Here is a 25,250-nt window from a genome sequence, read left to right as displayed (position 1 = left end):
GGTGGGCCTATCGTCTGTCAGCAGTTCGTGGGTTCACTAACTATCTACACGCCACCGATCCCACAGTCGAGGTGCCGCCATCGGACTTACTGCCCTGGCGGGCGCACCGAGCCAGCCCGTATCTGTATCGTGAGGAAGAGATCGTCGCGCTGATGAAGGCCGCCGGCATGCTCAGTTCACCGCTGCGAGTGGCGACCTACCAGACCTTGATTGGGCTACTCGCCGTCACCGGCATGCGGGTCGGTGAGGCGATCAACCTGGATCGGCAGGACTTCGATGCGCGCAACGGCACGCTGATCATCCGGCGGGCGAAGTTCAATAAAACGCGAGAAGTTCCATTGCACCCAACGACGGTCGCGTCCTTGAAACACTATCTCGCTCGCCGCAACCGTGCGCCCTGCGCCGAGAGAACCTCGGCGCTATTCATTTCCCCGACTGGCAGTCGGCTCCTGTACTGCAATATTCAGTGGACCTTCCAGCGACTGCTCCACAAGGCCGGTCTCGTGCCGCGCACCTCTCGTTGTCGTCCCCGTATCCATGACCTTCGTCATGCTTTCTCTGTTAACTCGTTGCTTGAGGCCTACCAGGATGGCTCGGACACGCAGCAGCGTCTCACGCTGCTTTCAACTTATCTTGGGCACATCAATCCGGCGGCGACCTACTGGTATCTGTCCGCGGCTCCGGAGCTGCTCGCTAAGGCAGTCGAGCGTCTGGAGCATCCACATGGAGAACAGACATGAGTGCACTTGCCATTACCCTGCAAGCATTCTTCACTGATCGGCTCGTCCGGGAACGTCACGTGAGCCCATGCACAATTGCCGCATATCGCGACACGTGGCGATTGTTGCTTGGCTTCGGCGCAAAGCGAGTCGGTAAATTACCCTCGGCACTCGATTTTTCTGACTTCGACGTTTCGCTTGTCTGCGCCTTCCTGGACCACCTCGAACGGGATCGCAAAAACAGCGTGCGTACCCGTAATGCTCGGCTCGCCGCCATCCACTCGCTGTTTCGCTACGCGGCTTTACGTCACCCCGAATACACAGCGACCATCGCCCGGGTACTCGCGATATTACCCAAGCATTTTGAGCGCGCGATCGTTACCTTCCTCACCGAAGCCGAAGTGCAAGCGCTTCTTGCAGCGGTCGATCGCACCTCGTGGTGGGGACGACGTGACTATGCATTGTTGTTGGTCGCGGTGCAGACCGGATTGCGAATCTCAGAGCTGATTGGCCTGCGACGGAGTGACGTTCACCTCGGCGTTGGTGCACATCTCGCCTGCCAGGGAAAGGGTCGCAAGGAACGCATCACGCCCTTGACCGCCCCTGTGGTCAGCGTGCTGCGCACCTGGCTCGCCGTGTGTGACGTCAAATCAACTGCGCGGTTGTTCCCAACGCGGACCGGCAACCCACTCAGCCGCGACGCGATCGAGCGCCGCATCGCTGTGCACGCAGCTACAGCAGCCGCCGCGTGTCCGACTTTGGCGAAGAAGAACATCACTGCCCATGTACTTCGACATACCGCTGCGATGCGGCTTCTGGAAGCCGGAGTCGATCCCACAGTAATCGCTCTATGGCTAGGCCATGAGCATGTCGACACCACTGCCATCTATCTCCACGCGCATCTTGGCATCAAGGAGCAGGCTCTCGCCCGGGCTCGAATGCCGAACGCAAAGCCGGGCCGGTATTGTCCCTCCGATCCGCTTTTGACATTCCTGGAGTCGCTCTGATTATGCCGATGCCTACAGCGCGTTCACCGCCAGCGGTGCGGCATCGCGTCCGCACAACGGCATAATCCGGAGATCGGCGTAATGGAACTTATTCCGACATCGGAATAAGTTCCACAAAATGGGCAATGTCCTGAATGCGCTGCCGAAGTCACAACAGGGCAAAGCCAAAGCAGATCTGCAGGCGATCTGGATGGCCGCCACGCGCGCCGACGCGTATGCCGCGTTTGATCGTTTCGTAACGGTCTACGCGGCGAAATATCCGAAGGTAACAGAGACGTTGAAGCTTTGATGACGATTCTTGGGGCAGACGCGATCCAACCTTGACGAGGGCGGGAGGCGACAACCGGCCAGGAAGGAACCTTCGTTGGTTGCGCCGCCATGACAGTCGAGAGGCAGTTCCGCCCTCGCAAGCGGTCATTCGAACGCTGAGAGCCTGCGTTAGGTGATCTTGAGGTTTGTTCGACGCCTGCCCATGTCCGCGGGCTCGCAAGCGCATGAGTGCGCATGCGGGCAGGCGTTGGACAAACCTCAAGACAAGGTGCTGGCGCCTCCGTCGTCTTGGTGTTTCGCATCCGCGGTCCGCGTGGGAGTCCGTTGTTTGGCGAGGAGAAAAGTTGAGCACGCTTGGTGAGGAACCGGAAGCCTAGTACCTCATCGATCGTGAACAAGAAAACGGTCGCAATGCCCTCAGAAGAATGCTCACGCTCACAACCACCCGTCGAGTCGAGGCGGAACGGTCGGTATCGGGGCAGCGCAGATAAAGTCACCGGAAGCGAATTCAAAGAGGCCCCTCGTTGGCGGGGCCTTGAGCTACGAATCACCGTCTTTCTGTTAGTACGTCACGGAAGCCCCACTGCCAGTAAAACTGTGCTGGGTAGGAGCGTCATTTGCATAGTCGGCAACGGCCTGGATGATGTTCACGATCTGTTGCGGCAGCCTGCCGCCGCTGACGGCGGTCATTGCAGTACGATCCATCTCAACGGCTATGGGGAGGTCTTTGATTACCAGCGTGTTCATTTCGATTCTCCAAGGGGCAATTAGTCAGTCAGGAATGTCGGAGCTTATTTTGAGGGTGTCGCCACTCCTCGATAAGGATCAAAGCAAAGGGCGTGCCAAACGGTGGCGCCGCGGTAGGCGCCCACGCAACTAGTTGAAAATATTGGATTTTTAATGGTGACCAGTGCGAATCGGTAGACAGACATGCGCGCTGCGGCCGGTGGCTCGGATCCAACTCTCCGTCTGGCGCTGTGGGTTAGATCGCGACACATGCGGTCCGCCTACGTATCCCGTGTTTGTACGATGTCCTCGAGGCTTAGAATCCGATCGAAGCCTGACGACAATGAGTCTGTCGCGGACAGTCTCGCTTTCCTGCTGGACTCTGCTATGGCCACCATGCTGCTGTGGCCTACGATGGCGAAACGGCGCTCAGGCTCCTTCGTACCGGCGCTTTTGAAATCAATTTCCGTGACGAGAACCTGCCCGACATAAAAGGCAGTGCTGTCGCATGGTCGCTGAGGGAAACGCCAATTCGCTCCGCGGTTTTCCTCGTTTCAAGGACGGGAGACGCTGCCAGTCAGGGAGACATTGCCCGGCTCTTCGATGTCTATTTGCAGAAGCCGTTCTCCTGCGAAGCACTCATGCAGGTCATCGAAGACGCTCCCTGCAGCAGCGATGCGAATACTCGACAAGCCACCTGGCCACCTTGCCACTTCATCCGAACGACCAGGCATTAGCTATCAGCGGACCCTTCGAAGGTTAGGCGCGCGTCGAGTCAAGGTGCAAAAGTCGCGTCCATGCGGCCGGCCTGTTTGCAATTGCCCTGCTCCGATAGCGCTTAGTGAGCCTACATCTAAGGGACTGTCTCCTTGCGTGAACGCACCCCTTCGCACTCGAGCCATGAGCGGAACAGCATGACCAGGTCATCTGCAGACTTCCCATCCGGAACGTAGGTGCAATAGCTCCTTGACGGCAGACGAGGATCGACGAACGGCGCGACAAGCCGGCCACCCGCGAGATCGTCGGAGATCAGCGCGGTCGGTCCCATCGCGATACCTATCCCATCAATGGCAGCTTGCAACGTCAGATAGAAGTGGTCGAAGGTCAGCGCGGCAGCCGGCGTGAGTTCAGCAATGTTTGCCCTCGCCAGCCAGTCCGGCCAAAGCCGCGGCAGACTCGACGTGTGCAGCAACGTATGCTGCTGCAGATCGTCTGGCATCTGAAGCGGCTGTCGCTGCAAGAGTGCCGGACTGCAGACCGGGAGCCTCTCTTCGGAGAGGAACGGCTGCATCGAGTACCCATAGAACGTGTCCGGACCGCCCCGGATGATGACGTCGTAGGTCTCTTTCAGACTCTCCACCGGCTCGTTCGATGTCTCCACCTTGACGTCCACGTCGACATGCCCGGCGCGGAATTTCGCCAGTCTCGGCACCAGCCAACGCAAGGTGAACGTCGCGGGCGCGTTCACGGACAGTGTCCGGGAAACCGTTCCGGAGAAACCATATCGCGCGGTTGCCTGCGAGAGTTGCTCGAACACGGGACCGATTTCCCCAAGGTAGGCCTTCGCCGCCGGAGTGATCGCCACGCGCCGGTTGTGCCGTTCAAACAGCGGCGCGCCAAGCCACTCCTCGAGCAGGCGCACCTGCTGGCTCACCGCGCCGTGAGTGACGTGCAATTCGGCGGCGGCTTCCTTGAAGCTACCGAGCCGGCCTGCGGCTTCGAAAGCGCGCAGTGCATTGAGCGGAGGCAATACCCGTTTCATTCGAAAGAGTTTATCTAACGCGAACTGTCAATTTATCTGAGTTGTTTGCCCGTCACAAGATAGATATCTATTTACGGTGCCGCATAAACTTACCCCTTCCCTTGTGGCCCGGAGCCCGCATGCTTAGTTACACCGGCGGTATCGTCCTTCTTGCCGCCTTGCTTCACGCAAGCTGGAACGCGATGCTGCACGGCAATCGCGACCGGTTCCTGTCCATGACGTGGATGAGCATCGCCATTGCGACGGTTTCCACACTCGTAATTCTGTTCACGCCGTGGCCGGCCGACGCGGCCTGGCCGTACATCATCGCTTCGGGGCTCGTGCATATCGTCTACAACGTGACTCTTGTACAGTCGTACCGTCGCAACGATCTGGGGCAGGCGTATCCGATCGCACGAGGCTCGTCGCCGCTGCTCGTCACGCTCGGCGCGGCGCTGTTCGCGCACGAGGCGATCGGCCCCTTGCACGCGCTCGGGATCCTGATGATATCGGGCGGCATCATCGCGATCGCGCTGGAGGGGAGTCGCGTATCGCGCGCAGGTGCGCTGGCCGCACTGACGACCGGCGCGACAATCGCGGTCTATACCGTGATCGACGGCATCGGCGTGCGCCTGTCCGACGGTCAGGCGCTCGCCTACACCGCGTGGATGTTCCTGTTCTATTGGCTGATGCCGGTGCTGTTCGTCGCGACGCGTGGACTCAGGGCGTTGTGGGTACCGGTACGGACGGTGCCAATGGCAATCGGCTCGTCGCTGGTCGGCGGCCTCGTGTCGATCGCGGCGTACGGCATCGTAATCTGGGCGTTGCAGTCGGGTGCGATGGGCACGGTATCGGCGCTGCGCGAAACCAGCGTGGTCTTCGCGGTGCTGATCGGACGGATGTTTTTGCGGGAAACAGTAAGTGAAAAGCGCTGGCTCGCGTGCGTGGTCGTCGCGGTCGGGGCGGTTTGTCTAGGACTTTGACAGCGCCTGAAGCGCATGATGTGTTGCTCTTGCGTCAGCGCCCGTCCGGCACCCCGCCTGACCGTACCGGGTCCGACACCACTGACCATCCCGGCCTATCAATCGCCATAGCCGCGAAGCGCGGTTTCCTCCATCGGGTTTATTCGACGCCTGCCGACATGCGCGCAGGCATGCACCTTCCTGCGGCCGATGGCAGGCATCGAATAAACCTTAACGACTAGCGCCGAATGTGTCGGCGCTAGTCGGCCTTGGCGGGACACTACTTGCTGGTCGCGCGCGGGCTCGGTTCATCCGGACATCACGTCAGGCCGGACGATCAAACGTGCCAGGACTTGTGTGCGTCGCCTTCCAGCTTTCGGTGCGCTCCTTCGTCGCGCGCGCCAGCGCATCTTTGACGCCGTGTACATCGAAATCGCCCGTATAGACAGGCGAGCCGGGCTGCTGCCTCCATGAATCAGCAATCGTGCCTGCGTCTACTGGATCGAAGCCGATCTGATCGACGAGTCTGAACACGACTTCCTTCGCCTTCGGGTTGTCGCCTGCCACGGGCAGCGCGATGCGTCCCGACGTGCCAGCGGGCTTGCCCATCCCTTCGAGGTGCGCGGCATAGATGTTGTTGAACGCCTTGACGACGGCGTGGCCGATCTGCTCCTCGACCCAGCGGCTTTCGGGCGCGCCCGTCTCGATGCCGTCGATGCGCCCGTCACGTTGACGAGGGTAATAGTTACCCGTATCCACGACGATAGCCGACGGCTTTGCGTTGCCGAACAGACCTTTCGGCAAATTCGTCACCTTGGCTTGCGGAATCGTCACGACGATCACGTCCGCGTCGGCGACGATATCCTGCACGTCGCTTGCCGTCGCGCCCGTCTCCTTCGCAATGTCCCCCAACGATGCCGCTCCGCGCGAGTTCGCGATACGCACGGCATGCCCGTTTTCCACGAAACGGCGCGCGAGCACCTTGCCGATGTTTCCTGCTCCGATGATGCTGATATTCATAATGACCTCTTGAAAATGAACGAGCCGCGCGCCGCACTGGAGCCTTCAGGCGACGGAATAGCCGGCGTCTGCAAGCAGCGCATGACCCGCCACATATGACGAATCGTCGGATGCGAGGAAGGCGACGACCGTCGCCATTTCCTCGGCGGAACCGAAGCGGCCCGCCGGCGTGCTGGCGGCGAACGCATGCTGCGCTTCGACCGCCGGCCAGACGCCTCGATGATGGAACGGCGTTCGATCAGCCCCGGACACAGGCATTGACGCGCACACCGTGCCTGAACCATTCGATCGATGCCGGCTTCGTGATGGCGATCACAGCATGGTTCGTGCCCATATAGAGTGACGCGTTTTCGAAGCCGATTATGCCCCCATCGACGCATTGTTGATAATGCTTCCAAAACCCTGTTACAGCATGACTTCCGCTTCGTTATTTCATGCTATTGAACACGCCGCGCACGTTCGGTTCGGACACCATGTCAAAGCGTTCGTTGTTCTGTTCGACGAGCGGCGCAAGAATGCCTTCCGTGCCCGCGTTGTTGAACGCGAGCCGAACTGGACGAAGTCGTTGCCGCGATCACAGCGGCGGGCGGCGACGCGACCTCGCTCGTCGTCGATATGACGAAAGAGGACGACGTTGCCGCGATGGTGAGGCTTGCGGTCGATACTTACGTGAAGCGCCACGCAGCGGCCCGAAAATGCCCTTTTGCCGATCGAGAGATTCATCTGCATTGTCCGCCTGCTATTCCTTCAGGGTCCGCGAGCGCCTAGTCGTTGCCGTAGCGCCGCAGGTCCGCAGCCCGCCAGAGTTTGGCACGCCCAGACCGGATTTGCGGATCACGCGGGCGGTCTGGCGCCGGTCATGATGTATTGGTCCTTTCATACTGAAGTGCGCTCAAACTCGAAAGCGACGCTGGCAGTTTTATTAACCAATCTGAAGGAGTCGTTCGATGGACATCACTCTCGTACCCGGCAATTCCCTCATTACGGCGACGCCCGAGGATGGTCGGCACCTGGCGATCAAAATGGCGCGCCTTGAAATCAAGGCCACCCAGCCTGACGACGATACACGAGCGAAGTTGCGCGCAGTCTATGCGAACGGTGCTTCGGACCTCATTCAGGTTGGCCACGTCGTGGCGCTCGAGTTCGCCACCATCGCTGCGGCGAACAACTATTGGCGAGACTAATCGCACATGCCGCAGACTCGCCGCGCGATTGAGCGGGACAACGCCTGAGATGGCTCGCTGCTGCTGTCGACGGGCGCTATGCTGTGCGGGCGTTCATCGAGACGGAATTAACATGAGTGACAGCCCGCTACCCACTATTCGGACATGGGCCACCAGCACCGTTCCTTGGGCGCAACGCGTCGCGTACTTCCAAGCTGCGTGTGCGACCGCGCTCGTTCCCTTTGGCTTATCGGGACCCAACACCGCGAGTTTTTGCGCGTCGATCGAGGCCGTGGACCTGGGACCTCTCTCGTTGATGCGGCACAGCGGCAGCGCACATATGGTTCGAAGCGGTAAGCTGGAAATCCAGCGTCGGATTGAACGCAACTTCAATGTGCTCGCGACTCGCCGGGGATCGTGGCGACTCAGACACCGGGAAGAAAATCTGTCCGCCCCCCACATCGCTGCGTTCACCGACTCACAACTGGATTTGACGGTCCAGACACTGGAAGACTATGACCTTGTCAATCTCCAGCTTCCCGTCGGCTGGGTGCGTCAGTGGTTGCCAGAGCCGCAGGTTTTGCTGGGACGCCGCATCACCCCGCACACCCCGTGGGGCCGGGCGCTGACGAACTTCATGACGGCCCCGAGACCTGAAAGCATGGTCCGTCCACCGCTTCCGCCACAACTCATCGCGGACTATCTGGGCGCCCTGCTGGCATTGGCCGCCAATGAGATTGCCGACGGCGGCGACTCCCCAGCGCGACCTGACAAGTCTTTGGCCGATCGCATCGAAGACTGTATTCGCGCAACGCTGCGGAGAGCTCTCGCTGACAGCAGTGAAGTGGCACACGCGCTAGACATCTCGCCACGAACGCTGCATCGCCATCTGGCCTCCCGCATACAGGTCTTCGGTATTGTTCTCATATCCGCGCGCGTCGCCGTGGCAGCCAGGATGCTCGAATCGCGACTCTTCTCGCACCTGACTGCAGCTCAGATCGGTCAACGCGCCGAATTTGCAGACCCTTCGCACTTTGCACGCACGTTTCGCCGCGCGGTATGTATCGCCGCTCAAATTCCGGCATGGCGGACACGAGCCGAAATCCCACGAATGACGGGCAGGCTGCTTCCTGCTTTCGATGGATCCCGAACCGGACAGTCATTGCCTCAAGATTGCTGCCGGGAAACCTCGAAGGCCGATCGGCTGACCGATGATCTCGCGAGCGGTATGGCCGCTGTTGAGATGCTGCCAGTCGAAACGTCCTTCCTGTGGCAAGGGCAGCTTTGTGACACCGCATCTCAGCGGGTGCAATCGGTCAGGTTGAGCCATTCAGAGGAAGCTTTCGCGGGTCCCGCTCCCGGCTCGACATGAGACGGTCGCTGATCGCGCTCTGAGCTTGCCGTCCGCCATTCCAGGGCATCGCGAATTGCGGACGAAGGATGACCTGCTGTGTGACCTGATGTCCAGGTGCGATGACGCCGGTGAATAATGCCCGGCCCACCACAGGTGGCCGTGCTGCAGAAAAGCAGAGGTTCATTGGGCGGGCACAATACGTGAAGGCCGGCGCCTGAACGGGAACCGCGAACAGCTACCTGCGAAACGCGCTTCGCGTACGCCGAAGCACGTCGACGTCCACCGACAAGCGGCTTGGATCACGCAGTCGGAACAGTCCCGCCATCGATGACGTACTCAGTGCCGGTGATGGCGCTGGCCCGCGCGGAGACGAGGAAACCGATGAGTTCTGCCACTTCGCGGGGAGAGCATGGCCGGCCGAGAGGAATGCCCCCGAGCGAATCCATGATGATCTTGCGGGCGCCTTCCGTGTCGATGCCGTTCTGCCGGGCGATCTCAGCAACGAGACCTGCGGCGGCATCCGTCTCAACCCAGCCGGGGGAGACACGCACGACCCGAACGCCTTTCGGACTGACTTCCTTGGACAAGGCTTTGCTGTAGTTCGACAGGGCAGCCTTGGCGGCGGCATAGGCAATCGTGGCCTCCGGCAACGGTAACTGCCGCTGGATCGACGTGACGTGGATGATGACGCCTGAGCGCTGCTCGACCATCGAGGGCAACAGCGCGCGATCGATGCGCACTGCCGGGAACAGGTTCAGGCTCAATGCCTTGTTCCATTCGTCGTCGTCGAGCACCCTGAAGCCACCCGCCGGCGCAGATGAGCCACCCGCCACGTGCACGATTATATCGACGCCGCCGAGCCGGTCGAGCACGGCGTCGACAATGGTTTTACAGCCCTCGGCCGTCGTGATGTCCGCACCGATGAAACTTTCTTCTGTAAGGTCATCGGAACGCGAACGTGCCGTCGCGAGGACATTCGCGCCCGCCTCGCAAAGGTGCGCGACTACGGCTCTACCGACGCCTTTGGTCCCGCCTGTGACGAGCGCCCGAAGCCCCTGAAGTTCGAGTGCGGCGCTCATCAGCGAATCTCCAGAGACGCGATCTTGCCGTCGGCCAGGACAAACGTGTAGGTCAGCTCGACCGGGCTGCCGGGGAAGGTGCCGGTGAGCCTGGCGCGCATCGTCACGGCGGCGCCATCCTGTGACAAGTCCAGCGGCTCGACGGCGTACTGGTACCTGGCTTTGGTGTCTTTCTTCCAGGCCTGGATGGCTTCGAGCCCCTCGATAGTGCGACCCTCGTCGCGCACAACAGCATCGGCAGCGAAGCAGTTCGCGAGAGGAGCGGTGTCGCTAGTGGTTTCCGCGTTCAGATAGGCATCCACTGGCGGCGGCAGGGTCATGTTCATCGGACTTGTCCTGAACGTCACGTTTGCATGTCCCAATGATGGCGCTATAGTTACCGCATCGCAAGAACGCACTAAAAAGTAAGTAAGCCGTGCCCAACCGAAAAGCCTACACGCCCACCACCGCCGCGATTGACGTCGAAGCCGCATTCAAGCTGCTTGAAGGACGTTGGAAGCTGGTCATCCTGTTTCACCTTTTCGGTGGTCAGGTGCGACGCTTTTCGGACCTCGAGAGGCTGATCCCCGGCATCACGCAAAAGATGCTTGCCCAGCAGCTACGCCGCCTCGAAGAGGACGGCATTGTGACGCGCACGGTCTATCACCAGGTGCCGCCGAAGGTGGACTACCGCCTGACCGATTGGGGGCAGGCGCTGTGCCCGGCACTGGATGCGATTCTGAAATGGGCGGAGCGCCGTGAAGACTTTCCATCGGCTGCGTCGAGCGTGCGTGCCTAAGGCTGACTGACCTGTTTTCCTGAATTCGAATTCTGTGGGTCGTCGACGAGGCGTCTGCTGCAAGTCAACGGATGCGTCTGCATCGGTTTGGGGTGTTCTCCCGACGTTTTCGGAGTCACGCCGTCGGGGTCGCGGTATGGTCGGACCGCGTCAGCGATCCGCCACTTTCCGTGATGGCCGACGAGATAAAGGAGGCCGACGCGTTATCCGCGGTCGTCTCATGTATTCGCTTCGATAGCTGACCGGCAGGCAGCGCCATGGTCGCTCGTCGTCAATCGCATTCGGCCGTCGGTTCGCCAATAAGGCCCGCTGCTCCGATTAATAGCGGACATGCCCCCATCCCCAGGATTGGTACAAATGAAGCGAATTTAGCTTAGAACGGCGCTGTCACGTTGCTGAATTGGTCGAGTAAGATCGCGTGATGAAGAATGCAAAATCGCTTTAACAGGTCGTCGCTTTCCAGCGGCGGTCATCAGTTGCGCGGTGCGCTGGTATTTCAGGTTTCAGCTCAGCCTGCGTGATATCGAAGAGCTGCTGTTCGAGCGCGGGGTTATCGTCAGCTACGAAACAGTCCGACGCTGGGGCGATAAATTCGGTGCGTGTTTCGCACACCGTGTGAAAGCAGCGCGTCGTAAGCCCGGCACCACATGGCACCTTGACGAAGTATTTGTGACGTTGCGCGGAGAGTCTTATCTGTTGTGGCGCGCCGTTAATCAACACGGTGCTGAACTCGATATCCTGCTACAGAAGCGCCGGGACAAGGCTGCAGCCTTATCCGAGGCCACGTGAGCTGGCGAGCCCGCAGTCGACGAACTGGTCGCGCCGCCGTAGCTTTCAAACGCTTTCTGTTGAGCCGCCATCCGCGCTAGCGCGGCCTGGAAGTCCATCGAGAAATTCGTATCGACGCTCGAACGGTCGTGATAGGCCGTGCGTTGAAGCTGAACGGGTTCCGTACGCACTTGCTCAAGCGTTAGCGGACCGTTGCTGTGATCGAACGCGACCGTGGGGATGGAGAGCACCGACGCGACAACGGGAGCGGGGATGAAAAGCTTAGCCATGGTGAAACCTCCATATCGAGCGTCGGATACAACGGACGCGAGGTGTGTGAACAACGGCCTGGCCGGGAAAGGGGGATACCTGAACGCCAGTTCGCTGAGGGCCAGTTTATCCACTTACTATCGACGTACAACCGCCTAAGCGGCAACGAACAGTTCCCGTTGCTGCAACGCGTCGTGAGCCAATCGTGTGAAGCTGTCCTCAGTTTTCGGATAATCGAACAAGAATTTGCGCAGCGACGCGTACCGGCTTTCTTCTGTGCCGTCGGGTTGCTGACGGTCTACCTGCGAAGCGTGCACGGGTGCGTTGCGAGTAGGCCCAATAACCTGTTCATCGTGACGTCGTCGAGCTAGTGACTACTTGAATGAGTTTGTTAAGGTCACGCGTTCGCGTTCCGTCACGCTTCGTTCTTGAAGCGAGCGAGGTGACGCTCCTACTGGGAGATTCCGCCCATCCGCACCTAACTATGTGAACTCGACGCTGAGTTGACGAATGCAAGGCGCGGTTGCATTCGCTGTGTGAAATCTTGACTGCTTTCACGTTCAACCGGATTGAGGCGATGTCGAAGCCGGCGGGGCGAACTCGTCGTCGCTTTAAAAAACGATAGGCCCGAATCGCACGTGGCTGCGGGAATAATACGGACCGTCTATTGGCGATAGTGCAACTGATAGTTGCGAGGCTCGAATGGCCGTTCGGTGTACGTATAATGCATCCCGCACCTGAGACAGCAGGTGCCCGGATGACAGACGGTTCACGCAAGTGCAACAGCTACAAGTTCTAGTTTTGTTGCTGTCCCGCGTACTTCTTTCTGCGGGTGGGCCAAGGAGATGGAGTCTTCGCGCTCGCCGGGTTCTTGTGTGACCGGTCTGTCAACGTTACCTTGTGCCTGCCCACCACTTTTGACAGTCGGATGCAGGCTGCGTCATTCACACAGGAGTAGTCATGGCACAGCAACTTATGTCCCAGATCGGGCAATCGAAGACAGGAGTCGTCCACGAGATCGTACAGCACGCGCTGCGCATTGCTGCTACAGCTTCGACGTCTAACGGTGCTATCGACGCGCTTGGCGACGCACTGCTCCAGGTTGAGCGCCTGGTGACACACAGGAGCGTTCGGACGGACAGCGCCCTTATTTGCGGCACTGCTGGTTTCGCTCGTGACCAGCTCGCATGCGTCTGGTGATTCGTCAATCAATGCCACCGTTGAGAATGTCGGGGGAATGAATGAAAACGGGGGATTTGTGGTGCTACGGTCGACCGATGGAATGTGCCGCTATTACGGCGTACTTCAGGAGACGGCCCGAGCGCCCCGGAGGACCGGTGAACGAATTATGGCTCTGGCAAGCGGGGGAAGGTGTACGACCGGGTGACGGTCATCAGCTATTCGGCATGTCTGCAGCGGGACGGAAATTACGTTAGCGAGAGTATTTCACTGGTTTCGCCCGGCGGGCAGCGGCTTGGCATCGGAGATAGCGTAATCCTGCGATCTTCCGTCTAGCCAGGTTCGGTGCGGTGTTTATCCCTGTGACCGTCGGCAACGCCTTGGGGGAGCTGATATCGGGGCCGAAATTGCACCGGGCGCTTCGCCGCCCCGCTAGGGGGCGCCATGTCATTTCACCAATGGACTAACGATGACAGGATCCAAACGCGCCTGACCATCATCTGCCTGACTATTGCGGTCGTTCATCCCGCCAACCTCCGGAGAGCGACGGAGATCGTACCGGCGAAGTGCGGCAAACAATGGCGAAGCGTTACCACGGTGAGCCTTGTACACGGGCGACGGTATCGGGACACCCGCCGGAAAAAGACTTTCACATTTGTCGTCATGATTGACATATAAACCAATTATGATTATAATGTCATAAAACGCGACGTCCGGCGGTTCTTCCTTCGGGCCGTATGAAATCGTGCCCGGTGTCCCCTGTTTTCGCAGCACGGATATGCAGCCGCGAATGGCTTTTATGCTGGCAAGTCTGGCCGGCTCGGCTGTGGTGTTGAACAGGTACTCGCCGGCTCGGCAAGCGACTCGGCGCCCGGCGTCGCACTGTTATCGCGCACAGCCAACGCCTGTGCGGTGATCGTGCTGTCTCCGCCCGCTTTGCTGCAACTGCCCGGATCTGCTGTCGGCGGCCGCTTTAATAAAGCAGGTGGCTAGCAGGAGCAGCGCTGCCGCCAGGCGCGGCGGCGCAAGCCATCGAGTACGGCATCAACTACCGCAAAGGTTTGACGGATGATTTTCGACTGCAAACGAAGTGATTCGCCGGATCGGTGGCGAGAATGAAGCGACGCGCGCTCTTTGTCTTGATGTGCCTGTGCCTTCTTTCTTTCACGGCGACGGTCAGCGGTTGCGCCACGATAGTCACACCGGTGCCTCGCGTCATAGCGGTCGTCGTTCCAGTGATGCCGCCAGCTCCAGTGGTGGCGCCCGCTGCGCCAGCATATCGGATCGCACCTCCATTGTTGATCGAAGTCACTGGCCCATCTGATGGCCAATCGCAGGTAAGGACCGACAAGCCGGAAACCCGGGAAGGTAAGTGGCGACAACAAGGTGATGACAAGCGGAGTCGCAACGCGTCGCGCGCAGCGACTGTCATCTGAGGAAAATGAGTGATGGATACCGCGGGCGTTGCAGCGCGTGTGAGGTATACGCGCGAGGTTATTGACCAACGGCTTTGCATCTCGCGGGTTTCATTCGGCCCATCATCTGCGTCGACGGTCGAGCACATCGACGGCTCGTCCATCGCCAGCTTTCGCCGACCAACGATGCGGCTGCGGTCGAAACTGATGGCGCAACACGAGTCACTCGATCAGTTTTCCAAAGAGACGCGCTTATGATTGTCTACCATCGCCAATCTCTGTTCTGGGGGGCCATAGCGCTAGCGGCCGGCATCTTGCTGTGGAACCTACGTCCCGTTCTCACGCCGTTTCTGCTTGGCGCGCTCATCGCATACGTTTTGCAGCCGGGGGTGGAATGGCTGGTACGTCATCACATGCCGCGCGGACTGGCGGCGCTGGTGATGATGTCCTTTTTTGCGTCGGTCGTCGCGCTGCTGGCACTGCTTGTGTTCGTCGTGATCCAGAAGGAAGGGCCTCAACTCGCGAGACAGATTCCCTTCATGGTAGCGAAGCTCGATGCATGGCTGAGCCCTCGGCTGGCTTTCATGGGACTTGGTTATTCGCTCGATTTGACCGGTATCCGTGACGCACTGGCTGCGCATCTCAGAGCGAGTGAACAGGGGGCTGTTCTTGCTGCGTGGCAGTACCTGCGCACAAGCAGTGACATGATGATCAGTGTCGCGGGCAATACGGTGCTGGTGCCGCTCGTTCTGTTCTATCTTCTCTACGACAGGCACGAGGCGTTCGCGCGGATGGAGAGCTTCGTGCCACGGCGCTGGCTCGGCAAGACGCGGGAATTGGCGACGGAGATCGATCGCATGATGTCGCAGTACCTGCGCGGGCAACTGCTCGTGATGGCAGTCCTAGCCGCGTTCTACCCGACTGCACTGATGATCGCGGGATTCGAAATCGCGCTGCCTGTGGGTCTCCTCACGGCACTCGCCGTGTTCATCCCCTACGTTGGCTTTGCGACCGGGCTCGCCTTTGCGCTCCTCGCGGCGCTACTCCAGTTCGGTGACTGGTATGGATTCGGTGCGGTGATCGTTGTGTACGGTATTGGCCAGATCCTTGAAAACGTTGTTCTCACGCCGAGACTCGTTGGCGAGCGCATCGGCCTGCATCCGCTCGCGGTGATTTTCGCGTTACTGGCTTTTGGCCGGCTGTTCGGGTTCTTCGGCGTGCTCCTTGCGCTGCCGGTCAGCGCGATCTTTGCCTCGGCACTGCGGGAATTGCGCCGTCGTTATGTGGCGAGTGCGCTTTACACGGATTGACCGTATCCCTATGGTGCGGACAGATATTGGAACCTCTATGCCGCATACCCGTGAACCAGACATCACCAAACTCGCCACGTCGGCGGCGCTGACATCGCCCGACGCGGCGACAGAATCGCGGCCGCGTGGAGTTCGCCGAAAGCAGGAAACGCGAGCCCGTCTGCTTGATGCCGCGCTCCGTCTAATGGCCAGAAAGGGCATGGAAGGCGTGACCATTAACGAGATCAGCGAGACTGCCGACGTCGGTTTCGGATCGTTTTATAACCATTTCGAATCGAAGGAGGCGATCTATGCCGCGTTCGTCGATCGCGTATTCGAAGACCATTTTCGGCGCGTGTGCTAAGCCTTGGGCTCGGACAGCGACAGCGCACGCAACGGGGTATCGCAGGTAAGCGCTTCTTCGTCGCTGTTCCGTTTTTCGGCTTCCTTTCGCTGAAAGGCACCTTGCTTGCAGCGATCGCCGTCGAACTGCACATCGCGGCGCCGACGGGTGGCGTACTGGAGGAACTCGGCGCAAACGGAGAGCATCTCGCGGAGCGAACAGCCACAGCTGTCCTGCAAATGCTGGGGATCGAGCGCGCGGAGGCCGACAACATTGCAAAGCGAACCCTTCCCGGAATGCAAAGGCACGTCAAAGGCAGGCGAGCGCGACTGAAGGCGCCGTAAGCGCCGGGTCGCTCCATTGCCGCAAGGTTCGATCATGCGGGTCCTGACTCACAAATGGTCTCATCAGAGCACAGGCCGCGCCGTATGCGGGCGATGCGGCTTCCCTGCGAGAAACCTGCACGCCGTATGACGCTGCGTGCCGGCGCGCTATGTGCGAAATGTCCGCCTGCTCCCTGCTAACGGGCTAATGGCCCTTCTCAACGGGTCTTGACGTCGGACTTGTGGGCAGCGGACGTTGTGCGATTTTCTCGGCCTCCACGCGTTTGAGACCGAACGCCTGCAACACAATTGCCGCTGTGCGCTCGGCAAACTTTGCTTCGCTGGATCGAAGCACCTTTCGCGCGCGGACAGTCCGCTTCGATGAGGCAGCGAAGTGCAATTCAGCAGCAATTCCCGCGAGGATGGTGCCGATAGCGGAGATGAGGCACATGAGCTGGTCTGCGACAACAAAGCGTCTCTCTGAAATCCCTCTCTCGCTATCTCGCAGCAGTCGCTGACCGAGACCCCTGCTCAGCGCGTGCGCTGAAAACCCTTCGCGTATCAGGAGTTGGCCCCACACCGGCTCCCGGTAGGCGCGCATGAGCGTATGACGCACGGAGACAGCGATCACTTCCGCCGGATCGGACAAGCCGCTGGCGAGGTGATCGAGCGTACACGCGAATTCCTCGAACAGCCATTCGACGAGCGCGACGAAGAGTCCTTCCTTCGATTCGAAGTGGTTGTAAAACGAGCCGAACCCGACGTCGGCTGCCTCCGTGATCTCGTTAATGGTTACGCCGTCCATGCCCTTTTCCGCCACTAGTGCGAATGCAGCGTCGAGCAGACGGGCGCGCGTCTCCAGCTTGCGTCGGGCACCGCGCGTATGGCGTCCACTGGTCATCTCCCAAGGCGCAATCGGCGTCTTGAGGGTGCGTCGGCGACTCGTGCGCGGGTTTGGGACATCTGGCATGTTGGCACCCCAGTTATTGTATGTCCCGATACTAGATTCAAACGTCATGGTTGACAAGCATATCAGTAATGGGTCTAATGTCACATTTTCGGAAGCACAGGTGCAGGAACGGAGCATGAACAGGGGCGCTCGAGAATCCCCGGCAAAAGGTCTTTCGCTGAGCTTGGCCGAAACCGGCAGACCGGCGGGGTGCGTAGCCATGGAAGCACGCTGATCACATTCTGATTGCGCACGTCCATGAGGATGTCGGATGCCGCCAGCATGCAGCGAGGTGCCAGGAACTTGCTGGCGCCGCTGCATGCAAGCGACTGACGGGTAAGGGAGTTGTGTAGCACGCGATGACCCAGACTGAAGAGCGACCATTGTTAAATCCGTATAAGCAGGATTGCTAACGTATAAAGAAAGCTTGTTTTGTGCGTCCGCGCTGATGGCGAACCGTGCTTCCCGGCACGCGGGGTTTCCACAGCATCGGGCAACTTTTTACCTGGTTCATCACTTGCCTTGTGAACATCGTGAAACACTCCGGTCTTAACGCGCAGACGTCTGCGTACTCCTTCCTGTCGTTCGTCGCGCCGTCATCCCGCCGAGGACGGCTTTTCATTGCGGCTTGCGGGGCGATCCTGCTCTCGGCCTGCCACCACCGTGAAGCGACTCCACCGGAGCTCAAGCCCGTTGTCGCCCTCGCGATGCATCCCGACGGGCGCACGGCGAGCGCCTCGTTGCCGGCCCAGGTACAGGCGCGGTACTCCACCTCCCTTTCGTTCAGGGTTGGAGGCAAGATCACCGAACGCAAGGTGCGCCTCGGCGATACTGTCAAGGCGGGACAGACCGTTGCAATGCTCGACCCTACCGATCTGCGTATTAACCTGGTGAACGCGCGAGCACAGCTCGACGCCGCCGAACATCGCCTCGTGTACGCCAGGCAGCAGCTCGACCGCGACCGCGCTCAGGCGCAGGCAAATCTGATCGCAACGGCGCAGATGGAGCAGACCCAGGACGCCTACGCTTCCGCCCTCGCGCAACGCGATTCGGCGCTCGCCCAAATGGCGCTCGCCACGGATCACCTGCGCTACGCCACGCTCTCGGCAGACCACGACGGGGTGATCACATCGGAGGACGCCGACACCGGCCAGAACGTTCAGGCAGCCCAGGCCGTCTATCACCTCGACTGGACCGGGGACGTGGATATCGTCTGTGACGCGCCCGAGCGGACGCTTGGCGCACTGACCGTCGGCAGTAAGGCGCGTGTGAGCCTGTCCGCGCTGCCCGGCAAGACCTTCGAGGCGCGCGTGCGCGAGGTGTCGCCCGCCGCCGACACGCAAAGCCGCACCTGGCGCGTGAAGCTCACGCTGGCCGCGCCGAGCCCGGAAGTTCGCCTCGGCATGACGGCCAATGTTGCGTTCGACGCCGTCGGCGACGCGGCCGCGGCGCGTCCGTTCGCGCTGCCCGTGACGGCGCTCTTTCACAAAGGTGAGGATCCCGCTGTGTGGGTGGTGCGCGCCGGCAGCGACACCCTGGAGCTGCGCCCCGTCAGCATCGCGCGCTACGACGAGCGCACGGTCTCCGTCACTGGCGGGCTGCACGATGGCGACCGCGTCGTGATGCAGGGCGTGCACGCAGTGAGTGCAAACCAGCACGTGCAGGTAGTGGCCCCGCTGCATCCCGAGGATTTTTCGTCATGAACGCACGCGACCGTGAAACCGCGCGTGACAGCGCGTCCGTCACCCCGTCCGACGCCGAGGCACATGGCGAAGGCGGCTTCAATCTCTCCGCGTGGGCGTTGCGCCATCAGCAGCTCGTGATCTTTCTGATCGGGCTTGCAACCCTGTTCGGCGTGATCGGGTATACGCAGCTTGCGCAGTCGGAGGACCCGCCATTCACGTTCCGGACCATGGTGGTCAAGACTTACTGGCCGGGCGCGACCGCCCGCGAGGTGCAGGAACAGATCACGGACCGGATCGGCCGCCAGTTGCAGGCGGCGCCCTATGTCGACAATATCAAGAGTTACTCGCGGCCCGGCGAGTCGATGATCTTCTTCGCAATGAAGGACTCGGCTCCGGTCAAGGAGGTCCCCGAGACCTGGTACCAGGTGCGCAAGAAAGTGGGCGACATCGCGGCGACGCTGCCCAAGGGAACGATTGGACCGTTTTTCAACGACGAGTTCGGTGACGTCTACACGAACATCTATGCGCTCGAAGGCGACGGCTTTACGCCGGCGCAACTGCACGACTACGCGGATCAGTTACGCACGGTCCTGCTGCGCGTGCCCGGCGTCGCCAAGGTCGACTACTTTGGCGACCCGGACCAGCACATCTTCGTCGAGATATCGAATCCGGAGCTGACGCGGCTCTCTATCACGCCGCAGCAGCTCGCCCAGGCAATCGACGCGCAAAATGCGGTGGCGCCGCTCGGTACCATTACGACGGCGAACGACCGGGTGTTCGTGCGGCCAAGCGGCGCGTTCAAGGACGTGCAGGCGCTCGCCGACACGCTCATCACCGTGAACAGACGCACCTTCCGGCTCGGTGACATCGCGAAGATCACGCGCGGCTACGACGATCCGCCCGTCACCCAGATGCGCGTCGGGGGTCAGGCGGTGCTCGGGATCGGCGTGACGATGCAAAAGGGCGGCGACGTGATCAGCCTCGGCAAGGCGCTCGACGCGAAAGCCGCCGAACTCCAGGCGACCCTGCCGGCAGGACTCAAGCTGGCTCCTGTCTCGAGCATGCCTCACGCGGTCAAGCATTCGGTGGACGAGTTCGTCAGGTCGGTCGGCGAAGCGGTAGCAATCGTGCTGGTCGTGAGCCTCGTTTCGCTCGGCCTGCGCACCGGCATGGTCGTCGTGATTTCGATTCCGATCGTGCTCGCCGTGACGGCGCTGTGCATGCATGTGTTCAATATCGGGCTGGACCAGGTCTCCCTTGGCACGCTCGTGCTCGCGCTGGGGCTGCTCGTGGACGACGCGATCATCGCCGTCGAAACGATGGCCGTGAAGCTCGAGCAGGGGTGGAGTCGCATGCGCGCGGCGGCCTTTGCCTACACGAACACGGCATTCCCGATGCTGACCGGCACGCTCGTGACGGTATCGGGCTTCCTGCCGATCGCACTCGCGAAATCGAGCACGGGCGAATACACGCGCTCGATCTTCGAAGTGTCGGCCATTGCGCTGATCGTTTCGTGGTTCGCGGCCGTCGTGCTGGTCCCATTGCTGGGCTTCCACATGCTGCCCGAGCGCAAGAGCCACGAGAGTGGCGGGCACCATCACGAGCACGATGTTTACAACACCGGCTTCTACCGGCGCCTTTCGGATTGGGTCACGTGGTGTATCGAACGTCGCTGGGCCGTGCTTGGCGTCACCGGCGTGGTCTTCGCCATCGCGATGGCGGCCTTCACGCGCGTGCCGCAGCAGTTCTTCCCGAACTCGGAACGGCCAGAACTGCTCGTGGACCTACGGCTGCCGGAAGGCGCATCGTTCGAGGCGACGCTGCGTGAAGCGAAGCGCCTGGAAAAGGCGCTCGACGGCAATCCCGGGATCGAGCACTTCGTCGACTTTGTGGGCACCGGCGCACCGCGCTTTTATCTGCCGCTCGATCAGCAGCTTCAGCAGCCAAACTTCGCGCAGTTCGTGATCACGGCCAAAAGCGTCGAAAACCGCGACGAGTTGATGCACTGGCTCGATGCCAAGCTCGGCAAAGAGTTCTCCGGCGTGCGCACGCGTGTGGCGCGTCTCGAGAATGGTCCGCCCGTGGGTTTTCCGATCAAGTTCCGGGTGAGCGGGAGCGATATTGCGAGCGTGCGCTCGATTGCCGAGAAGGTCGCCGACAAGGTCCGCGCCGATTCCCGCACGCGCGATGTCCAGTTCGACTGGGACGAGCCGGCTGAACGGTCGATCTCATTCGAGATCGATCAGAACCGGGCGCGCCAGCTTGGCGTGTCGTCGGAGGACGTATCGAACTTCCTGGCCATGACGCTTTCTGGCTACACGGTCACGCAGTTCCGTGAGCGAGACAAGCTGATCAACGTCGATCTGCGTGCGCCGAAGAGCGAGCGGGTCGATCCGGCGCAGCTCACGAGCCTCGCGATTCCGACGCCAAACGGCCCGGTACCGCTCGGTTCCCTCGGACACATTCGGAACACGCTCGAATACGGGGTGATCTGGCAGCGCGACCGGCAGCCGACAATCACGGTGCAGGCTGACCTTCGTGGCGACGCACAGGGCATCGACGTGACCCGCTATATCGAACACGCGCTCGCGGAGCAAAAAGCCACGCTGCCGGTCGGCTATCGCATCGAGGTCGGCGGCGCGGTCGAAGAAAGCGTGAAAGGCCAGACCTCGATCAACGCCGAGATGCCGCTCATGATCATCGCCGTGCTGACGTTGCTCATGATCCAGCTGAAGAGCTTCCTGCGGACGTTTATCGTCGTGCTGACAGCGCCGCTCGGGCTGATCGGCGTCGTGGCTGCGCTGCTCCTGTTCGGCAAGCCCTTTGGTTTCGTCGCCTTGCTCGGCGTGATTGCCATGTTCGGCATCATCATGCGCAACTCCGTGATTCTGGTCGACCAGATCGACCAGGACATCGCGGCAGGGCAAGGGCGCTTCGACGCGATCATCGGTGCAACCGTGAGGCGCTTCAGGCCGATCATGCTGACGGCCGCCGCCGCCGTGCTCGCCCTGATTCCGCTCCTGCGTTCGGCGTTCTTCGGGCCCATGGCGACCGCGCTGATGGGCGGCATCACGATCGCCACGGCACTGACCATTTTCTTCCTGCCGGCGCTCTATGCGACGTGCTTCAGGATCCGGCGCGATGAGCGCGAGATGCAACCGGTCGTCGTCGAGCATACGGAGATCTGACCATGAAGTTTGCCTATAAGACATCCGTTCTCGCCGTGGCTACGGCGCTCGCGCTGACGGCCTGCTCGTTCGGCCCCAGCGGCGAACCGCCGGCGATGCCTTCGCCCGAGCACTACGGGGCGCAGGCGCAGCCCTCGAAGATTGTTGCCGCAGGCGGTGTTGCGCAGGAGTTCGATATCGGCGCCACATCGGTGCCGCAATGGTGGCGGCTTTACCGGTCCGATGCGCTCGATGCACTCGTCGACGAAGGCCTGCGCAACAGCCCGACGCTGGCGGGTGCGCAGCGGACGCTGGCGGCCGCGCAAGAGGAACTGCGCGCGCAGGTCGGCTCATCCACGCTGCCGTCAGTCGACGGTGTCGCCCAGGTCGAACGCGCGCGTTCACCCGTCGTGCCGGGGCTCGGGCCTCAGGAGGTGCAGTACAACTTCTTCGCCGGGCAGATTCAGGCGCACTATACATTCGATTTCTTCGGTCAGACGCGTTACGCAAACTCGGCGAGCGCCGCTCGCGTAAACGTGCAGGCGTACGAACTGGAAGCGGCCCGGCGCGCGCTCGCGGCCAACATCGTCGGCACGGCGATCAATGTGGCGGCGCTCGACCGCCAGATTGCGCTCACCGAACGGCTCGTTGCCGTGGCGAGCGAAACTGCAAACGAGGATCAGCAACGCTACGCGCTCGGGTCCATTTCGCATGTGCAGGCGCTCAACTCGACGCAAGATGCAGATTCGATCGCGGCGAGTCTTCCGGCCATGCGCCAGCAACGCGCCTCAGCGGTCCACGCGCTCGCGGTGCTGATGGGCCGCACGCCGGATAACGCCCCGGGCGTTCCCGAACTCGACAGCCTGTCGGTGCCCGAGCATGTGCCCGTGGTCGTGCCGTCGGATTTGCTGCGTTCGCGTCCCGACATTCAGGCGGCTGACGCCGCCGTGAAGGCCGCCGCTGCCGACGTGGGGGCTGCGACCGCGCAAATGTTTCCTAGCCTGTCACTAACCGGCTCGATGGGCCGCGGCGGTTTCAGCTGGCCGGCAGTGCTCTCAGGTGCGGGCGGACTCTGGGCGATCGGTGCGGCCCTGTCGCAGCCGATCTTCCATGGTGGCGCGTTGTTCGCGCAGCGCAGAGCCTCGATCGATACCTACGATGCGGCGGTTCTGCACTACAAGTCCACGGTGCTGTCGGCGTTCCAGGATGTCGCGAATTCGCTGGCCGGACTGGATAACGACGCGCAGACGCTGGCATCGACCGAAAGAGCGGCAAAGGCAGCGCAAGCCGCATTCGACGACACGGCGTCGCGTCGCCGCATGGGATCGTTGCCTTCAACGGCAGAGCATGCCAGCGAGCAGCGGTTTCTCAATGCACAGATCGGCGCCGTCCGCGCAGCGAGCCAGCGCATGAGCGATACCGCGGCGCTGTTCCAGGCGATGGGTGAACTGCCGCCCGGCCAGCCGCAGGCAGCGATAAGAGAATGATCGCGCGTCCGTGAGTGCGGGTTGAGCGACCCGGTGAATCCAGTCGCTTTTCATGATCCGCTGTGAGAAAAGTCAGACGGCGCTAGTTCGGTATCCGAAATGGAGCCGTCATTTTATCTGCCTCGAATGACACTGGAACTTCACCGTCGTCGGTCGCCCGTATGGAATATCAGAAACTGATTGCCTGCCACGAATGCGATCTGCTGTTTCGCAAGCCTTCGGGTGTGAGACGGCTGGTTGCGTGTTGTTCGCGCTGTGGCGCGCGCCTGAAAGGAATACATGGCGTCGGCCTGCCGCTCGACGGAATCTGCGCGGTGACCCTCGCGGCGTTGATTACCTTTTTTATAGCGCAGGCTTTTCCTGTAATAGAACTCAAGGCTAACGGAATGGTGTCCGAGGCGACACTGTTCGGCGCCGTGCGGTCGTTGTGGACAGGTCACATGCGCCTCGTCGCAATGATGGTGTTCTGCTCGGCCATACTGTTCCCGCTCATTGAACTGCTCGTCTTTCTCTATGTGCTGGTTCCGCTTCGCATCGGCAAGCTTCCGCCTCACTTCAACAGGATGCTTCGCGTCGTGCAGTTGGTTCGGCCATGGGGCATGGTCGAGGTGTTCATGCTGGGCGTGCTCATCACGATCGTAAAAATGGTGAGCCTGGCGCAGGTGATTCCAGGCACGGGACTGTTCGCGTTTGGTGCGCTGACCTTGATGCTGGGCGTTGTCGCCGCGTTCGACGCAGCCGGGCTGTGGCGAATTCGGGACGAGTTGAAGCTTCGGCGACCGCGCGGCGTTCGATGGGCGAGGGTAAGTCACAGGCGCGCCGGCCTGAGACGGGTGTCCGGTGCGCAGAAAACGGCGTCAACGGCTCATCCCACGGCACAACGTGCCGGACTTATTGCGTGTCATACGTGCGGCCTTGTCCTGAAGCGTATCAGGCATCAGCCACATCAGCACTGCTCGCGATGCGAATCCGTGCTGCACGAACGCCATCCGCATAGCGTGACACGCACCTTAAGTCTGCTTCTTGCCGCCGCGCTTCTCTACGTTCCGGCGAATCTCTTGCCGATCATGCACGCGTCGTCACTGGGCGGCTCCGAGGATGACACGATCCTTGGTGGTGTCGCGTACTTCTGGACCTCTGGAGACTGGCCGCTGGCTGTCATCGTCTTCGTTGCCAGTGTCGTGGTGCCGATGCTCAAACTTGCCGTTCTCACGCTGCAGACCGTAGCAGCTTGCCGGAGATCCGCCTGGCTGCCGCTTGAACGCGCCAGACTGTACCGGCTCGTCGAGCGCGTTGGCCGATGGTCGATGCTCGATGTCTTCGTTGTAGCACTGACGGTCACTCTCGTGCATTTCGGCTCGTTTGCCGTCATCACTGCGGGTCCGGGGGCACTCGCTTTCGGAGCGGTGGTGATCCTTACCATGCTCGCGTCGCATCAGTTCGATCCGCGGCTGATCTGGGACAACATCCACTCGCGAAAAACGTCCCCTTAACGACCATGAATGAAAGCAGCTTCCTGGCTGCGCGAGCTCCAATAAACTGAAACCTGGAAATAG

The 25,250-nt window shown here is 61.0% G+C and carries 20 protein-coding genes and 3 pseudogenes; 16 read left to right on the top strand and 7 right to left on the bottom strand.

Annotation, left to right across the window (positions count from 1 at the left end):
- The 3 genes and pseudogenes from PQR02_RS30025 to PQR02_RS30015 form a co-directional block, all read left to right on the top strand.
- On the top strand, positions 1-740 hold a 740-nt coding region (locus PQR02_RS30025), incomplete at its 5' end, for a tyrosine-type recombinase/integrase (RefSeq protein ID WP_408240142.1).
- Positions 737-1,726, top strand: a complete 990-nt coding sequence (locus PQR02_RS30020) for a tyrosine-type recombinase/integrase (protein ID WP_408240139.1) — start codon at positions 737-739, stop codon at positions 1,724-1,726. The genes PQR02_RS30025 and PQR02_RS30020, both read left to right, overlap by 4 nt.
- A gap of 109 nt (positions 1,727-1,835) precedes the next feature.
- Positions 1,836-2,009 (top strand): annotated as a pseudogene (locus tag PQR02_RS30015) (transposase); the annotation flags it as partial.
- Positions 2,010-2,557: 548 nt separating this feature from the next.
- Here the strand turns inward: PQR02_RS30015 and PQR02_RS30010 are convergent.
- Positions 2,558-2,743, bottom strand: coding sequence for a hypothetical protein (locus PQR02_RS30010; protein ID WP_408240136.1), 186 nt, complete (start codon positions 2,741-2,743; stop codon positions 2,558-2,560).
- Between the two features lie 383 nt (positions 2,744-3,126).
- Here PQR02_RS30010 and PQR02_RS30005 point away from each other — a divergent pair, with 383 nt between their 5' ends.
- Positions 3,127-3,459 carry a response regulator gene (locus PQR02_RS30005; protein ID WP_408240133.1) on the top strand — a complete coding sequence of 111 codons (333 nt, stop codon included), beginning with the start codon at positions 3,127-3,129 and terminating at the stop codon, positions 3,457-3,459.
- A gap of 116 nt (positions 3,460-3,575) precedes the next feature.
- On the opposite strand, the gene gcvA is transcribed toward PQR02_RS30005, so the two are convergent.
- On the bottom strand, positions 3,576-4,484 hold the full coding sequence (gene gcvA / locus PQR02_RS30000) for a transcriptional regulator GcvA (RefSeq protein ID WP_408240130.1): 909 nt from the start codon (positions 4,482-4,484) through the stop codon (positions 3,576-3,578).
- A gap of 119 nt (positions 4,485-4,603) precedes the next feature.
- Between gcvA and PQR02_RS29995 the strand changes: the two genes are divergently transcribed.
- The gene (locus PQR02_RS29995; RefSeq protein ID WP_408240127.1) at positions 4,604-5,446 is read left to right on the top strand and encodes an EamA family transporter; all 843 of its coding nucleotides are present in this window, start codon (positions 4,604-4,606) and stop codon (positions 5,444-5,446) included.
- Between the two features lie 303 nt (positions 5,447-5,749).
- Here PQR02_RS29995 and PQR02_RS29990 read toward each other — a convergent pair whose 3' ends face one another.
- Positions 5,750-6,445, bottom strand: a complete 696-nt coding sequence (locus PQR02_RS29990) for an NADPH-dependent F420 reductase (protein ID WP_408240124.1) — start codon at positions 6,443-6,445, stop codon at positions 5,750-5,752.
- A gap of 45 nt (positions 6,446-6,490) precedes the next feature.
- On the bottom strand, positions 6,491-6,703 hold the full coding sequence (locus tag PQR02_RS29985) for an SDR family oxidoreductase (RefSeq protein WP_408240121.1): 213 nt from the start codon (positions 6,701-6,703) through the stop codon (positions 6,491-6,493).
- Positions 6,704-7,392: 689 nt separating this feature from the next.
- On the opposite strand from PQR02_RS29985, the gene PQR02_RS29980 reads away from it, so the two are divergent.
- Both PQR02_RS29980 and PQR02_RS29975 read left to right on the top strand, forming a co-directional pair.
- Positions 7,393-7,629: a hexameric tyrosine-coordinated heme protein gene (locus PQR02_RS29980; protein ID WP_408240118.1), complete on the top strand. Its 237-nt coding sequence runs from the start codon at positions 7,393-7,395 to the stop codon at positions 7,627-7,629.
- A gap of 112 nt (positions 7,630-7,741) precedes the next feature.
- Positions 7,742-8,980, top strand: a complete 1,239-nt coding sequence (locus PQR02_RS29975; RefSeq protein WP_408240115.1) for a helix-turn-helix transcriptional regulator — start codon at positions 7,742-7,744, stop codon at positions 8,978-8,980.
- Between the two features lie 281 nt (positions 8,981-9,261).
- On the opposite strand, the gene PQR02_RS29970 is transcribed toward PQR02_RS29975, so the two are convergent.
- Both PQR02_RS29970 and PQR02_RS29965 read right to left on the bottom strand, forming a co-directional pair.
- Complete coding sequence (locus PQR02_RS29970; RefSeq protein ID WP_408240113.1) at positions 9,262-10,041, bottom strand: SDR family oxidoreductase; 780 nt, start codon at positions 10,039-10,041, stop codon at positions 9,262-9,264.
- Positions 10,041-10,367, bottom strand: a complete 327-nt coding sequence (locus PQR02_RS29965; RefSeq protein ID WP_408240110.1) for a nuclear transport factor 2 family protein — start codon at positions 10,365-10,367, stop codon at positions 10,041-10,043. The genes PQR02_RS29970 and PQR02_RS29965 overlap by 1 nt, the downstream gene beginning before the upstream one ends.
- An 89-nt stretch (positions 10,368-10,456) precedes the next feature.
- Between PQR02_RS29965 and PQR02_RS29960 the strand changes: the two genes are divergently transcribed.
- The 5 genes and pseudogenes from PQR02_RS29960 to PQR02_RS29940 all read left to right on the top strand — a co-directional run bounded on the left by PQR02_RS29960 (position 10,457) and on the right by PQR02_RS29940 (position 16,427).
- Positions 10,457-10,819: a winged helix-turn-helix transcriptional regulator gene (locus tag PQR02_RS29960; RefSeq protein WP_018437480.1), complete on the top strand. Its 363-nt coding sequence runs from the start codon at positions 10,457-10,459 to the stop codon at positions 10,817-10,819.
- A 421-nt stretch (positions 10,820-11,240) separates the two neighbouring features.
- A pseudogene (locus PQR02_RS29955) lies at positions 11,241-11,590 on the top strand (IS6 family transposase); the annotation flags it as partial.
- Positions 11,591-12,817: 1,227 nt separating this feature from the next.
- Positions 12,818-13,057, top strand: coding sequence for a hypothetical protein (locus PQR02_RS29950; RefSeq protein ID WP_408240106.1), 240 nt, complete (start codon positions 12,818-12,820; stop codon positions 13,055-13,057).
- A gap of 1,648 nt (positions 13,058-14,705) precedes the next feature.
- Complete coding sequence (locus PQR02_RS29945; protein ID WP_408240103.1) at positions 14,706-15,761, top strand: AI-2E family transporter; 1,056 nt, start codon at positions 14,706-14,708, stop codon at positions 15,759-15,761.
- A 37-nt stretch (positions 15,762-15,798) separates the two neighbouring features.
- Positions 15,799-16,427: pseudogene (locus tag PQR02_RS29940) on the top strand (TetR/AcrR family transcriptional regulator).
- 184 nt (positions 16,428-16,611) lie between these two features.
- Here the strand turns inward: PQR02_RS29940 and PQR02_RS29935 are convergent.
- Positions 16,612-17,376, bottom strand: a complete 765-nt coding sequence (locus PQR02_RS29935) for a TetR/AcrR family transcriptional regulator (protein ID WP_408240154.1) — start codon at positions 17,374-17,376, stop codon at positions 16,612-16,614.
- Positions 17,377-17,888: 512 nt separating this feature from the next.
- Between PQR02_RS29935 and PQR02_RS29930 the strand changes: the two genes are divergently transcribed.
- The 4 genes from PQR02_RS29930 (at position 17,889) to PQR02_RS29915 (ending at position 25,187) form a co-directional block, all read left to right on the top strand.
- Positions 17,889-19,058, top strand: coding sequence for an efflux RND transporter periplasmic adaptor subunit (locus PQR02_RS29930; protein ID WP_408240151.1), 1,170 nt, complete (start codon positions 17,889-17,891; stop codon positions 19,056-19,058).
- Positions 19,055-22,228 carry an efflux RND transporter permease subunit gene (locus tag PQR02_RS29925; RefSeq protein ID WP_408240100.1) on the top strand — a complete coding sequence of 1,058 codons (3,174 nt, stop codon included), beginning with the start codon at positions 19,055-19,057 and terminating at the stop codon, positions 22,226-22,228. The genes PQR02_RS29930 and PQR02_RS29925 overlap by 4 nt, the downstream gene beginning before the upstream one ends.
- 2 nt (positions 22,229-22,230) lie before the next feature.
- A complete protein-coding gene (locus PQR02_RS29920) occupies positions 22,231-23,694 on the top strand; it encodes an efflux transporter outer membrane subunit (protein WP_408240097.1) in 1,464 nt (487 codons plus the stop codon).
- Between the two features lie 161 nt (positions 23,695-23,855).
- Positions 23,856-25,187, top strand: a complete 1,332-nt coding sequence (locus PQR02_RS29915) for a paraquat-inducible protein A (protein WP_408240094.1) — start codon at positions 23,856-23,858, stop codon at positions 25,185-25,187.
- Positions 25,188-25,250 lie beyond the last annotated feature (63 nt).

It is taken from the genome of Paraburkholderia sediminicola (genome assembly GCF_046026895.1).
GTDB classification, from domain to species: domain Bacteria; phylum Pseudomonadota; class Gammaproteobacteria; order Burkholderiales; family Burkholderiaceae; genus Paraburkholderia; species Paraburkholderia sediminicola_C.
The sequence above is the reverse complement of the archived record's forward strand: the minus strand, read 5'-3'. Positions and strand labels throughout refer to the sequence as shown.

Excerpts from the sequence above, each read along its gene's own strand:
- PQR02_RS29965 (WP_408240110.1), bottom strand. The coding sequence starts at position 10,367 with ATGAACATGACCCTGCCGCCGCCAGTGGATGCCTATCTGAACGCGGAA.
- gcvA (WP_408240130.1), bottom strand. The coding sequence starts at position 4,484 with ATGAAACGGGTATTGCCTCCGCTCAATGCACTGCGCGCTTTCGAAGCC.
- PQR02_RS29925 (WP_408240100.1), top strand. The coding sequence starts at position 19,055 with ATGAACGCACGCGACCGTGAAACCGCGCGTGACAGCGCGTCCGTCACC.
- PQR02_RS30020 (WP_408240139.1), top strand. The coding sequence starts at position 737 with ATGAGTGCACTTGCCATTACCCTGCAAGCATTCTTCACTGATCGGCTC.
- PQR02_RS29970 (WP_408240113.1), bottom strand. The coding sequence starts at position 10,041 with ATGAGCGCCGCACTCGAACTTCAGGGGCTTCGGGCGCTCGTCACAGGC.
- PQR02_RS29950 (WP_408240106.1), top strand. The coding sequence starts at position 12,818 with ATGGCACAGCAACTTATGTCCCAGATCGGGCAATCGAAGACAGGAGTC.
- PQR02_RS29995 (WP_408240127.1), top strand. The coding sequence starts at position 4,604 with ATGCTTAGTTACACCGGCGGTATCGTCCTTCTTGCCGCCTTGCTTCAC.
- PQR02_RS29990 (WP_408240124.1), bottom strand. The coding sequence starts at position 6,445 with ATGAATATCAGCATCATCGGAGCAGGAAACATCGGCAAGGTGCTCGCG.
- PQR02_RS29975 (WP_408240115.1), top strand. The coding sequence starts at position 7,742 with ATGAGTGACAGCCCGCTACCCACTATTCGGACATGGGCCACCAGCACC.
- PQR02_RS29985 (WP_408240121.1), bottom strand. The coding sequence starts at position 6,703 with ATGCCTGTGTCCGGGGCTGATCGAACGCCGTTCCATCATCGAGGCGTC.
- PQR02_RS29980 (WP_408240118.1), top strand. The coding sequence starts at position 7,393 with ATGGACATCACTCTCGTACCCGGCAATTCCCTCATTACGGCGACGCCC.
- PQR02_RS29915 (WP_408240094.1), top strand. The coding sequence starts at position 23,856 with ATGGAATATCAGAAACTGATTGCCTGCCACGAATGCGATCTGCTGTTT.
- PQR02_RS30010 (WP_408240136.1), bottom strand. The coding sequence starts at position 2,743 with ATGAACACGCTGGTAATCAAAGACCTCCCCATAGCCGTTGAGATGGAT.
- PQR02_RS29920 (WP_408240097.1), top strand. The coding sequence starts at position 22,231 with ATGAAGTTTGCCTATAAGACATCCGTTCTCGCCGTGGCTACGGCGCTC.
- PQR02_RS29945 (WP_408240103.1), top strand. The coding sequence starts at position 14,706 with ATGATTGTCTACCATCGCCAATCTCTGTTCTGGGGGGCCATAGCGCTA.
- PQR02_RS29935 (WP_408240154.1), bottom strand. The coding sequence starts at position 17,376 with ATGCCAGATGTCCCAAACCCGCGCACGAGTCGCCGACGCACCCTCAAG.